We start from the raw sequence: 12,743 nt of genomic DNA, 5'->3' as shown, positions 1-12,743 counted from the left end.
TATGATCAGTAGCAAACGCAAGGGGATAATCCTTGCCGGAGGGTCTGGCACCCGGCTGCATCCCTGTACGCTGGCAACCTCCAAGCAGCTGTTGCCGGTGTACGACAAACCGATGGTGTATTACCCGTTGTCGACACTGATGCAGGCCGGTATTCAGGACATTTTGCTGATTTCAACGCCTCAGGATCTGCCCCGGTTTGAGCAGTTGCTGGGTGACGGGAGCCAGTGGGGCATTTCCCTGCAGTACGCCGTTCAGAACGAGCCCAATGGTCTGGCTGAGGCCTTTTTGATTGGTGAGTCGTTTCTCAATGGTAAGCCGAGCGCGCTGGTGCTGGGTGATAACCTGTTCCATGGCAGCAATTTTCGTGCATTGTTACGGCATGCCAACGAAGAGAAAGACGGGGCGACCGTATTTGCCTATCCGGTAAATGATCCCGAGCGTTACGGTGTGGTGGCGTTTGATGGCAATCGCAAGGTGATCAGTATTGAGGAGAAACCTGAGGCACCGAAATCCCGCTATGCGGTGACCGGGTTGTATTTTTATGACGAACAGGTGGTGGATTTCGCCAAAGCCGTGCGGCCATCCCGGCGTGGTGAGCTGGAAATCACCGATGTAAATGCCCGGTACCTCGAGCAGGAACAGCTGCGGGTTGAGTTGATGGGGCGGGGCTACGCCTGGCTGGATACCGGTACTCATGATTCGTTGCTGGAAGCATCCCACTTCATTGCAACCCTGGAGCACCGCCAGGGCCTGAAAGTGGCGTGCCCGGAAGAGGTCGCCTGGCGCAACGGCTGGATTGATGACGATACCCTGCAGCAGATGGGGGAGCAGTTCAGCAAGACCGGTTATGGCAAATACCTGCTGGACCTGTTGCGATTCGGAGATTTGGAGAGTTGAGATGAATGTTGTGGAAACCCCGCTGGAAGGGGTGCTGATTCTGGAACCCAGGGTGTTCGGCGATGACCGGGGCTGGTTCTACGAGAGTTTTAATGCCGAGCGGTTTGCCGATGCTGTTGGTAAGCCTGTTGCATTTGTTCAGGACAATCATTCCCGCTCCGCCAAAGGCGTGCTTCGGGGTATTCATTTCCAGACCGGCAGTGCAGCCCAGGGCAAGTTGGTGCGCGCAACGGTGGGTGAGGTGTTCGATATTGCCGTGGATCTGCGTAAAAGCTCAACAACGTTCGGGCAGTGGACCGGAGTGCTTCTGAGTGCGGAAAACAAACGGCAGTTGTGGGTTCCCGCCGGTTTCGGGCATGCCTTTCTGGTAACCAGTGATGTCGCGGAAGTGCAGTACAAGGTCGATGCCTATTGGTCTGCTGAGCACGAGCGTAGCCTTCGCTGGGATGACCCTGCGGTGGCCGTTGAGTGGCCGGAGGTAGGCGAGGTGCAGCTGTCCGAGAAAGACCGCCATGCGCCAGACCTGAACGTTTTGAATGCAGAGGGTGATTTGTTTGAGTAAGCCCACAGCAATTTTTGTTCTTGGTATGCACCGCAGTGGCACCTCAGCCCTTGCCGGTGCCCTTGCAGCTTCGGGCGTCTGGCTTGGAGATGACTTGCTGGAGCCGGCTCCCGGTGTTAACGACAAAGGATTCTGGGAACACAAAGAGCTGGTTCGTATAAACGAGGCTTTATTGGAGCGGGCGGGTCTGCACTGGTATTCGCCACTCGCTGCAAGCAGGTTTGCCTCGTTCGAGACAGGTGAGGGCGAGTCGCTGGAGGACTTGCGGGAACTGGCGGTCCGGTTTGCCAGCGGTTTGCTGTACCAGGCTGAGGAGCGAGGTTCTTCGGTGGTGGCGATTAAAGATCCGCGCCTGTGTCTGACGGCCGGGTTCTGGCAGAGGGTGTTTGAGGATGCCGGTGCCCGGGTCGTGGGCCTGGAGCTGGTTCGTCACCCGGTCGAGGTTGCCCGTTCCCTGGAGCGGAGGGACGGGATGGTCCCTTCTCACTCGAATGTTCTATGGCTTGATCATTTGCTGGCGTCTGTGAGTTTCTGCCGCGGCCTGGATGCCGCTTTTCTGGGGAGCTACGACGATCTCATGTCGTCACCACGGGCTTTCACGGAGTTGGCCTTTAAAGAACTTGCAGTCCCACTGGCTCCGAAACCGGATCAGCTGGAAAAGTGGATTCAGCAGGATCTTCGCCATCATGCCGGCACGCACGGCGGAGCCTCCGGCCTGTTAGGTGATGAAGTATCTTTGCTGTATGCGGAGGTCGTGCAACGAGGCTCACTCGATAACACAACGACCAATCAACTTGTTAGCCGCGTTTCCGCAGTGTTTGAGGATCTTGAAGCTCAGTTCCAGCGGTACAACCGAACAGTTATCCAGCTTCAGGAAGTCAGTGCCAAACTCGACGAGCTGGGCAGGGAGCATACTCGGGCCCTGGAAACCATTGCTCTCAGAGATAAGGAACTGGCCGCCAGAGAGCTTGCTTTGGCAGAAAAAGAGGAACTGATTGCCCGTTCAGCCGATGACATTGCGACAGTTAGAGAGCAGTTACAGAATCTGGGAGACCAACATCATCACGCGCAGCTGGTTGTCGCTGAACGGGATCATCAGCTGGAGGTGTTGAACCATAGAATCGCGAGTTTTGAACGGTCTCTGATCGGCAAGGTCTATCGTGTATGGTCCAGGTTACGTAACGGGATTTCGCCGAACAGGGGTAACAATAACGGCGAAGCCGGGCAGTCGCCCTCCAGCGCTATGGCGGGCGTTACCCGTTTTCCGAACTCCGGCCAGCGACCAGCGGTGGATGTGATCATCCCGGTTTATGGTGGCTTTGAGGAAACCTGTGCCGCGGTGGAAACGGCTGCAGGCTCTATCGATTACGCTTGGGCCAGGCTGGTAATCATCAATGATTGCTCTCCAGTGCCTGAGATAACGAAGTGGTTGCGCGAGAATCAGCACCGGCTTGGTTATGAGTTGCTCGAAAACGAAGTCAATCTGGGCTTTGTGGGCACGGTCAACAGGGGCATGAAGCTACGGCCTGAAGCTGATGTCCTTCTTCTCAATAGCGATGTGGAGGTGGCCAATAACTGGCTTGAACGCCTGCAGGACTGCGCCTATTCAAGGGAAAAAGTGGCTTCAGTTACAGCTACGGCAAACAATGCCACCATCTGCAGTTTCCCTGTTTTTTGTGAAGACAATGAACTTCCCCGGGGATTCGATGTAAAACGCCTGGATGAGGTGTTTGCTCAGTCTGTGCCGGCCAATATGGCGGTGGAAATACCTACGGGGGTGGGTTGTTGCATGTATATGCGGCGCGACTCCATGGATGCCATCGGCCTGTTTGATGAAGAGGTGTTTGGCCGGGGCTATGGCGAGGAAAATGATTGGTGTCAGCGGGCTATTTCGGATGGTTGGTCCAACTTGCACGCGCTGAATGTGTTTGTGTATCACAAGGGCGCGGTGAGCTTTGCGGAAGAGTCTGATCCCCGGAAGGAAGAAAATTTAAGAGCCCTGCTGGGGCGCTATCCCGCCTATAACGCAGATGTTCAGGCCTTTATACAGCAGGATCCCGCCAAAGTGTGGAGAACAGCTGCGTTTGTTGCCACGCTGGGCCGCAGTGAGCTGCCGAAAGTGCTCCTGTTGGCACACGGTATGGGCGGTGGTGTGTATACGCACATCAAAGAGTTGATCCGGGAGCATCCCGGGCTGCACTACCTGCTGATCGAGCCGGCGACCGACGGCAATATTCGCCTTTATCTGGCCCCGGAACAGATGCCGTTGTATCTGGACTTCCGGATGGATGAAGAATACTCCCGATTGCTTTCTGTGCTGGAGTCGGCCGGTGTGGGGCATCTTCATATTCACCATACTATGGGGCTGCCTACCAGATTGTGGGGGTTGGCCCGTGATCTTGCCGTTACTCTTGATTACACGCTTCACGATTACGCAATAGTGAATGGAAACCCGTCTTTGCTGGACGGCAAAGGTCGGTTTGTCGGTGATGACGAGAAGCGGGATGAGTTGTGTGCGGATCGGGTGCCGCTTCCGGATGGTGTTTCCGCACAGCAATGGCGTGAAAATCAATTATTTCTTCTCGAGCAGGCGCGCTATCTGATATGCCCTTCGGACGATATGCACCGTAGGCTGGCCGCAGTTCCAGAGTTCTCCCACCTCCAGAACTGGGTGGTAACTCACCATATGGATGCTCGGAGTCTTCAGACGGGTGTTGTGGCTACCTCTCCTGAGAGCAATCTCCGGGTATTGGTGGTGGGCGCGTTGAGCCCGGAAAAAGGCGCGGACGTTCTTGAGGCCGTTGCAAAGGAGTTGGCGGGTGTCGAGATCGAGTTCCATTTACTGGGCTATGCGTATCGTTCCCTGGACAAATTGGTAGTTACACACGGCCCCTACAAGGAAGAGGAAGCGGTATCACGGATTCGTGAAATTGAGCCCCATGTGCTCTGGTTTCCTGCACAGTGTGCGGAGACCTATAGCTATACGTTGAGCCTTGCGCTCCAGCTAGGCTTACCCGTTGTGGCTTCTCATATAGGTGCGTTTCCTGAGCGGCTTGCAGGTCGGAATTCCTCGGTTCTGTTCAGCGACTTCCATTCCAGTCCTGCCTGGGCAGCATTCTGGCGTGATGCGGTTGGCGATTTTGACTTGATCCTGAAAAGCTCGGTTCCTGATCACCTCTTTGCGCCCTCGGATGAAGAGTTTTATGAGCACAGGTACCTCGAAGGACTCGTTGCTTCCAAAGATGCCCCGGTTCTGCCGATGTATTTTATGGGCGAGTGCCTCGCTAATGCTGAGAAGGCGGATGTGCTGATGGGGCGACGGGAGAGGCTCTTCCGTATTCTCGTGAAAATTGTCCAAACCCGTTTTGGTAGTTTCGTAGCTAAAGCTTTCCCCGTTTCTGTTCAGCGCAATATAAAGCGTTATCTGACGCGAAAGCCGTTGCACTAATTACTTTATATCTATTTTAGGGTTCTGGTGAAATGAAGACAGTATACTTGCATATTGGTGCTAACAAAACTGGTAGCACATCGATTCAAAGGTTTATGAATAATAATAAAAAATGGCTGGCTGATCATGATGTTTTTTATCCGAACTTAGGGGTTTATGACAATGCTCATTATGAGGTGAGTGAGTTTTTTGGATTTGGCCCTAAGCTATCTGGTGCTCCTCTCTTTTTCGAGAAGAAGCTTTCCAAATGTATTGCAGGCTCGGAGCAAAATAAGGTTGTTTTAAGTTCTGAATACCTGATGCTTGATGGTAGTATTGATAGGGTTAAAAGCTTCCTTTCTGATTATCGTGTTAAAGTCATCCTATATATTAGGCGACATGACCTTTGGTTCGAGTCATTATATAATCAGGCGGTGAAAACTGCTCAAAACCCTCCATGGGAAAAGGGCGCTTCTTCTTACCTTGATTATCAAATGAATCGGGGGCGTCAGCGATTCGATTATCTCGAGGTGATTGAACGATGGGCGAGTGCCTTCGGCAAAGATGCCATGATTGTTAGACCTTTTGAGAGACAGCAATTTTTCAAAAAGGACTTGATTTCGGATTTCATAAAATCTCTAGGGGTCGGTTTTGAAAGCCGTCCACATGAAGTTGACGACGTGGCTAATGAGTCTTTGTCGGTTAGGATATTAGATTTTGTAGATTCACTTAATCGCATCAAAAATATTTCTGCTGATGATAAAGCGCTGGCAATAAAAGCCGTTTCTGAGATGACGAAAGGAGATAAAAAAAGATTCGCATTATCTCCCTCTCAGCGTATCGAGTTAATTCGGCGTTTTGAACCAAGCTACAAAGTAATAGCGACTACCTACCTAAATAGATCGGATGGCCGGTTATTCTATGAGGATTTTCCCGAAGCTGACGCAGATTGGATGGAGCCAGAAAAGGCTACATTAGCTCAGGCCATAGGTTTGTTTGCAAAACTATCTCAGCGAATCCAATTTTAGCTACTAGCTCAAATTTCAAATGAAAGACATAGACCTTTTTAACGGAGACGCAGACGGAATTTGTGCTCTAATACAGCTACGCTTGGCCGATCCAGCGGAGACTGAACTAGTTACTGGCGTAAAACGAGATGTGGCGCTGGTTGAACGGGTCGTGAGTTTGAAGCCAAGACATATTGTGGTTTTGGACGTGAGTCTGGACAAGAATCGGTTCGCCGTTGACGAACTTCTGGCGGCCGGTAGTCGCGTGTTCTATGTGGATCATCACTTTCCGGGTGATAGCCTCCCTGATCACCCGAATTTTGAAGCCTTAATTGATACCCAGCCTAACACCTGTACAAGCCTGTTAGTTGACCACTACCTGGGAGGAAGGTTTCATAATTGGGCCATTGCAGCAGCATTCGGCGATAATCTGAATGCGGTAGCGCAGGAATTAGCATCGCGTGCAGGTTTGAGTTCGAGCCAGGCCGAGGCCCTGAAAATGCTCGGTATCTGCATGAATTACAACGGTTATGGTTCCACATTGGAGGATTTGCACTTTCATCCGGCAGACCTCTATCGCGAGTTTGTAAAGTATTCGGATCCGCTGGACCTGATAGCCTCAGAGCCAGAGGCATGGCAGAAACTCAGAGCCGGCTATACCGAGGATATGGCAAAAGGACTGGCTGCGCCGATATTGAACGATACGGCCACATCTCTTGTCATCAGATTGCCAAATGAGCCCTGGGCAAGGCGGGTGAGTGGTGTTCTGGGCAACGAGCTGACCAACCGACATCCTGACAAGGCTTGTGCAATAGTTACGGAGACTGAAGGTGGTAGCTATTTGGTGAGTATCCGGGCGCCGTTGAACAATCGAACTGGTGCTGATGAGGTGGCCCGCCAGTTTCCTACAGGTGGTGGGAGAAAGGCTGCGGCCGGGATTAACGAACTCCCTTCATCACGCTTGGATGAGTTTTTGACACTATTGGCAGAGTTCTGGAGTTAACGGATTATCATGACACTAACCCCTCCCAAGAAAACCCACCTCAAGCAGCTTGAGGCGGAATCGATTCACATCATTCGTGAAGTGGCCGCGGAGTTCGATAACCCGGTGATGCTGTATTCCATCGGCAAAGACTCCGCGGTGATGCTGCACCTGGCCATGAAGGCCTTCGCCCCCGGCAAGCCGCCGTTTCCCTTGATGCATGTAGACACCACCTGGAAGTTCAAGGAGATGATCACCTTCCGGGACAAAATGGCCGAAAAACTGGGTATGAAGCTGATTGTCCATACCAACCGGGAAGGCGTAGAGCAGGGCATCGGGCCGTTTACCCATGGCAGTGCCAAGCACACCGATGTGATGAAAACTCAGGCTCTGAAACAGGCGCTGAACAAATACGGTTTTGATGCCGCTTTCGGCGGTGCCCGCCGGGATGAGGAGAAGTCCAGGGCGAAGGAGCGGGTGTATTCTTTCCGCGACAAGTTCCACCGCTGGGACCCGAAAAACCAGCGCCCGGAGTTGTGGAGCCTTTACAACGGCAAGGTGAACAAGGGCGAGAGCATTCGCGTGTTCCCGCTGTCCAACTGGACTGAGTTGGATATCTGGCAGTACATCTATCTGGAAAATATCGACATTGTGCCCCTGTACTACGCGGCCGAGCGCCCGGTGGTGGAGCGCGACGGCACGCTGATTATGGTGGACGACGACCGCATGCCGTTGGAGCCGGGTGAGACGCCTGAAATGAAGATGGTGCGTTTCCGTACCCTGGGTTGCTACCCGCTGACCGGTGCGGTGGAATCCGAGGCGGCGACTCTGCCGGAGATTATTCAGGAAATGCTGCTGACCACCACCTCTGAACGCCAGGGCCGGGTGATTGACCACGACGGTGCAGCATCCATGGAACAGAAGAAGCGGGAGGGGTATTTCTAATGTCGCACGCATCGGTTTTGATTGAAAAAGACATCCTCGCGTACCTGGATCAACACGAAAACAAGGATTTGCTCCGGTTTCTAACCTGTGGAAGTGTGGACGATGGTAAGTCCACCCTGATTGGTCGCTTGTTGTTCGATTCCAAGCTGATTTTTGAAGACCACCTGGCGGCGTTGCATAAGGATAATGAGCGTCAGGGCAATGCGGGCGAAGCTCTGGATTTGGCGCTGCTGGTTGATGGCCTGGCTTCGGAGCGAGAGCAGGGCATTACCATTGATGTGGCGTACCGGTACTTCAGTACCGACAAACGCAAGTTCATCATCGCGGATTGCCCGGGCCATGAGCAGTACACCCGCAACATGGCCACCGGGGCGTCCACCTGTGATCTTGCCGTGGTGATGATCGACGCCCGTAAAGGCGTGCTCACCCAGTCCCGCCGGCACAGCTTTATTGTCAGCTTGCTGGGCCTGAAGCATGTGGTGGTGGCCATCAACAAGATGGACCTGGTGGAATTCAGTGAAGAGCGGTTCAACGAAATTCGCACTGAGTACCAGAAACTGGCGGACCAGCTGGGGCTTCAGGATGTCTATTACGTGCCTATTTCGGCCCTGAACGGCGACAACGTGGTGAACCGCAGTGAACAAACGCCCTGGTACACCGGCGAAACCCTTATGACCATTTTGGAACAGGTTGAGCTGCGTAAAGACCAAAACGTGGAGGATTTCCGCCTCCCGGTTCAGTTTGTAAACCGCCCGAACCTGGACTTCCGTGGGTATTGCGGCACCGTGGCCAGTGGTGTGGTTCACAAGGGTGATGAGCTGGCGGTGCTGCCGTCTGGCAAGACTTCCCGGGTGAAGGGTATTCACACCTACGAGGGTGAGATTCCCCGGGCCTGGCCTGGTGATGCAGTGACCATTACGCTGGAAGACGAAATCGACATTTCCCGGGGCGACTTGTTGGTGCACGCCAACCAGCAGCCGGAAATGGGCCAGCGTTTTGCTGCTCACATCGTTTGGATGAACGAGAAAGCGTTGGTGCCCGGCCGCGAATACGGCATTAAAATTGGCACCAAAGTGACTGGCTGCTTTGTGAACAAGGTGCTGGAAGAGGTGGATGTAAATACCTTGGAGCGCAATACCAGCGTAGCCGGTGGACTGGAACTGAACGCCATTGGCCTGTGCGATGTGGAGTTGTCTGAGCCGGTGGTGGTTGAGGGCTATCAGAACCATCCGGGCACCGGGGCGTTTATCCTCATCGACAGGCTGACCAACGTGACGGTGGCCGCTGGAATGGTGGAGCGGGCGCTGGATGCTTCTGGGGAGCTGCCTGAGCGGGAGTATTCGGAGGCAGAGCGGAACTTGAATAAGTTTATCCGCGAGAATTATCCCGAGTGGGGCTGTAAGGCAGTGTAAGGCGATAGAGAAGGGTGGGGTCAGCCCCCACCTTACTGCCAGCGGCAAACACCAAAGCTAAAGGAATCAGAAGTTGAACAACATAGTCTGGCACGACCACAAAATTACCCGCGCTGAGCGCTCCGCCAACAAAAAACAGAAGCCCTGCCTGCTCTGGTTCACCGGCCTGAGCGGCAGCGGCAAATCCACCATCGCCAACGCCCTGGACGTCGCCCTGCACGAGCGGGGCTACCATACCTTCCTGCTGGATGGTGACAACGTTCGCCACGGCCTGTGCAACGATCTGGGCTTTTCCGATGATGACCGGGTAGAAAACATCCGCCGGGTGGGCGAGGTGTGCAAACTCTTCGCCGACGCAGGCTTGATCGTTATGAGCGCCTTCATTTCCCCCTTCACCAGCGACCGCCGCATGGTACGTAAACTGTTCCCGGCCGGCGAATTCATCGAAGTATTCATGGACGCCCCCCTCGAAACCTGCGAGGAGCGCGACCCTAAAGGGCTTTACAAAAAAGCCCGCGCCGGCGAGATCAAGCACTTCACGGGCATCGACTCGCCCTACGAAATACCCTCGCACCCGGAAATCCGCCTGGATACGTCCCGAAACACGGTAGACGAGTGCGTGAACTCCCTCATCGACTACCTGTTAGAACGCAAATTAATCGCAAGCAAATAATGGGGTAGCTGAACGCATGGAATGGCAGGCTGTTTTTACGCTGATGATCTTGGCGGGGGTGCTGGGCACTCTGGCGCTGACGCGTATTTCTGCGGATTTGGTGCTGATGGCGGCGCTGGCTCTATTGTTGGTTTTAGGGGTGTTGGGGCCGGTGGATGCGCTAGCGGGGTTTGCTAACCCTGGTGTGATTACGATCGCCACACTTTATATTGTGGCGGCTGGCCTAAAGGAGACGGGCGCTGTGCAGTGGATTGCCCATCGGTTGCTTGGTCATCCCGGCACTGAAACTGGTGCACAGATTCGCATGATTGCGCCTACGGGGGTGCTTAGCGCGTTTATGAATAACACCGCGGTGGTGGCGATGTTTATTCCGGCTATTCAGGACTGGGCCCAACGTTTGGGCATTCCTGCATCTCGGCTCCTTCTTCCATTGAGTTATGCAGCAATTTTGGGAGGCACTTGCACGCTTATCGGAACCAGCACCAATCTGGTGGTGGATGGTATGTTGCAGAGTAGCCAGGGAATTCACCTTGGGTTATTTGAGCTGGCCTGGGTGGGTGTGCCACTACTGCTCATTGGTGGCGGTTTTCTGGTGTTGTTCGGGGCGCGCCTGTTGCCCGATCGTGGCGGTATTTCCGAAGAACTGGATATGGTTCGGGAATATGGCGTGGAGGTGGAGGTTGCTGTAGATGGTCCGTTGGTAGGCAAGACTATTGCCGAAGCCGGGCTGCGGGCCTTGAGCTATGGTTACCTCACGGAAATAGACCGCGCCGGCCGTTTGATAACAGCCGTTGAGCCTGACCGAACCCTGCAGGGCTGTGACAAGCTGTATTTTGTTGGCGCGCCCGAATGTGCCAGCGAGCTGCGGAGGATTCATGGCTTGAAGCCGGCTAATGGCAGTGTGCATAAGCTGGAGGTAGCGAACCATCAGCGCTGCCTGGTGGAAGTGGTTCTTGGGCCAGAATTTTCGGCTCTGGGTCAGACTATTAGGGATAGCCGGTTTCGTACCCGTTTTAATGCGGTGATTCTGTCTGTGTCCAGAGAGGGCAAGCGCGTTCCCGGTAAGCTGGGTGACATTACCTTCCGGATGGGCGACACACTGCTATTAGAAGCCAGTGAGCAGTTTGTGGAGCAGTATCGTTTTCGTCGGGATTTTCTGCTGGTAAGTGCTCTGAACGATTCAACCCCACCGGATTTTCACAAGGCACCCAGGGCGTTAGGTATTCTCGCGGTGATGGTGCTGCTGAGCGCTACGGGCTTGCTTTCAATTCTGGAAGCTGCGTTTCTGGCTTCTGGTGCGATGATTGTCAGCGGTTGTCTCACAGCCAGCCGCGCTCGCCGAAGTGTTGATTTGCCGGTGTTGGTGGTGATCGCCTCTTCGTTTGCTTTGGGTAATGCCATGACGCAGACGGGGGCGGCGCAGTGGGTAGCTGGCGGCCTGCTTGGATTTGGTTCGTTAACACCCTGGTTGGCACTCGCTATGGTGTATGTTTTGACAGCCTTGTTCACGGAAGTAATCACGAATAACGCTTCTGCTGTGCTAATGTTTCCTATAGCGCTGGCTGTTTCGGAACAGCTGGGCGTTAGCTTTCTCCCGTATGCGGTTGCGGTGATGTTTGCGGCTTCTGCATCGTTTATTACGCCACTTGGATATCAGACCAATCTGATGGTATATGGTCCAGGTAGATATCGTTTTATGGACTACGTCAGGATCGGTACCCCACTGTCTTTGTTGGTGGGAACAGTTGCTATAGGTTTGATACCCCTTGTTTGGGGCTTTTGAGGGTATTGGCTTGATGCGGTTTTGGTGTAGGTGTTTGGACGTGGTAATTGCCGGGTTTGGCTTGGTGTTGTTATTTCCCCTGTTGGTGTTGCTATTTGTGGTGGGCTATTTCGATACTGGCTCGCCGATCTTCCGCCAGGTAAGGGTTGGTTTGAACCAGGATCCTTTTGTTTTGATTAAGTTTCGGACGATGAGAATGGGAACGGCGGCAGTTGCTACACACGAGGTAGACGCGAACGCGGTGACAGGTTTTGGTCGCCTTCTACGAAAAACCAAGCTGGATGAGCTGCCTCAGCTCTGGAACGTGCTGAAGGGGGAGATGAGCCTTGTTGGCCCACGCCCATGTTTGCCAGTTCAGGATGAGTTGATTCGTGAGCGTGCCGCCAGGGGCGTGTTTGGTGCTCGTCCCGGAATAACCGGCCTTGCGCAGTTGAAAGGTATTGATATGTCGGAGCCCGCGCTTTTGGCCAGAACAGATGAGCAGATGTTAAGAACACTTACGTTACCACGTTATGTCATGATTATAGTACTGACTGCATTGGGTAAGGGAATTGGAGACCGGGTGGTTGAGCGTAAGTAATGCTCAGCTCCGGCTTGAGGGATTATGACTGAGATATTTGCTCGCCTTATAAGCTGGCTGTTCGAATTGCCAAGGCCGAAGAAGCGTCTGATTTCTGTAATAGCGGATACGCTCTTTATTTTGCTTTCCTTATGGGGTGCCTATGCGTTAAGGCTCGAAGATTTTTCATGGTTGCCGGATGCCAGTCAGTTTTCGGTGTTTCTATGCACCGCATTGGTGTCGGTTTTTGCGTTTGTCAGGCTGGGCTTGTATCGGGCGGTTATACGGTATATCAGCGAAAAGGCGCTTGTAGTGGTGATGGCTGGTGTGGCGTTATCTTGCATTGCCCTGATAATCTCAGGGTTTTTGTTTCAGGCGATGGTGCCTCGCTCGGTGCCGGTGATCTACGCGGCATTTGTATTTCTATTGGTTGCCGGGACTCCCCCTCTGGCAGGATAGTTGGCACTACTTAATTTTTAACCAGTTGGGCGGTAC

General features: G+C 53.6%; 11 protein-coding genes. All 11 read left to right on the top strand.

Features of this window, described 5'->3' with window-relative positions; all coding sequences use genetic code 11:
- The first annotated feature begins 1 nt into the window (after position 1).
- Positions 2–898: a glucose-1-phosphate thymidylyltransferase RfbA gene (rfbA, locus tag FFI95_RS10210; RefSeq protein ID WP_144822293.1), complete on the top strand. Its 897-nt coding sequence runs from the start codon at positions 2–4 to the stop codon at positions 896–898.
- A gap of 1 nt (position 899) precedes the next feature.
- The gene (rfbC, locus tag FFI95_RS10205; protein ID WP_144822292.1) at positions 900–1,460 is read left to right on the top strand and encodes a dTDP-4-dehydrorhamnose 3,5-epimerase; all 561 of its coding nucleotides are present in this window, start codon (positions 900–902) and stop codon (positions 1,458–1,460) included.
- The gene (locus tag FFI95_RS10200; protein ID WP_186311997.1) at positions 1,453–4,908 is read left to right on the top strand and encodes a glycosyltransferase; all 3,456 of its coding nucleotides are present in this window, start codon (positions 1,453–1,455) and stop codon (positions 4,906–4,908) included. Before rfbC ends, FFI95_RS10200 begins: the two co-directional genes overlap by 8 nt.
- 32 nt (positions 4,909–4,940) lie before the next feature.
- Complete coding sequence (locus tag FFI95_RS10195) at positions 4,941–5,915, top strand: hypothetical protein (protein ID WP_011786072.1); 975 nt, start codon at positions 4,941–4,943, stop codon at positions 5,913–5,915.
- A 19-nt stretch (positions 5,916–5,934) separates the two neighbouring features.
- A complete protein-coding gene (locus tag FFI95_RS10190; RefSeq protein WP_144822290.1) occupies positions 5,935–6,897 on the top strand; it encodes a DHHA1 domain-containing protein in 963 nt (320 codons plus the stop codon).
- 9 nt (positions 6,898–6,906) lie between these two features.
- The gene (gene cysD, locus FFI95_RS10185) at positions 6,907–7,821 is read left to right on the top strand and encodes a sulfate adenylyltransferase subunit CysD (RefSeq protein WP_144822289.1); all 915 of its coding nucleotides are present in this window, start codon (positions 6,907–6,909) and stop codon (positions 7,819–7,821) included.
- Positions 7,821–9,233 carry a sulfate adenylyltransferase subunit CysN gene (gene cysN / locus FFI95_RS10180; RefSeq protein ID WP_144822288.1) on the top strand — a complete coding sequence of 471 codons (1,413 nt, stop codon included), beginning with the start codon at positions 7,821–7,823 and terminating at the stop codon, positions 9,231–9,233. Before cysD ends, cysN begins: the two co-directional genes overlap by 1 nt.
- A gap of 73 nt (positions 9,234–9,306) precedes the next feature.
- The gene (cysC, locus tag FFI95_RS10175; RefSeq protein ID WP_144822287.1) at positions 9,307–9,906 is read left to right on the top strand and encodes an adenylyl-sulfate kinase; all 600 of its coding nucleotides are present in this window, start codon (positions 9,307–9,309) and stop codon (positions 9,904–9,906) included.
- A 16-nt stretch (positions 9,907–9,922) separates the two neighbouring features.
- Positions 9,923–11,689 (top strand): SLC13 family permease, encoded by a 1,767-nt coding sequence (locus tag FFI95_RS10170; RefSeq protein WP_144822286.1) that lies wholly within the window; start codon positions 9,923–9,925, stop codon positions 11,687–11,689.
- A gap of 13 nt (positions 11,690–11,702) precedes the next feature.
- On the top strand, positions 11,703–12,269 hold the full coding sequence (locus FFI95_RS10165; RefSeq protein ID WP_144822462.1) for a sugar transferase: 567 nt from the start codon (positions 11,703–11,705) through the stop codon (positions 12,267–12,269).
- Between the two features lie 24 nt (positions 12,270–12,293).
- Entirely contained in the window at positions 12,294–12,707 is a 414-nt protein-coding gene (locus FFI95_RS10160; protein WP_144822285.1) for a hypothetical protein, read from the top strand.
- The last annotated feature ends 36 nt before the right edge of the window (positions 12,708–12,743 follow it).

The organism is Marinobacter piscis (genome assembly GCF_007671655.1).
Taxonomy (GTDB): domain Bacteria; phylum Pseudomonadota; class Gammaproteobacteria; order Pseudomonadales; family Oleiphilaceae; genus Marinobacter; species Marinobacter piscensis.
This window is presented reverse-complemented; position numbering and strand designations above follow the sequence as displayed.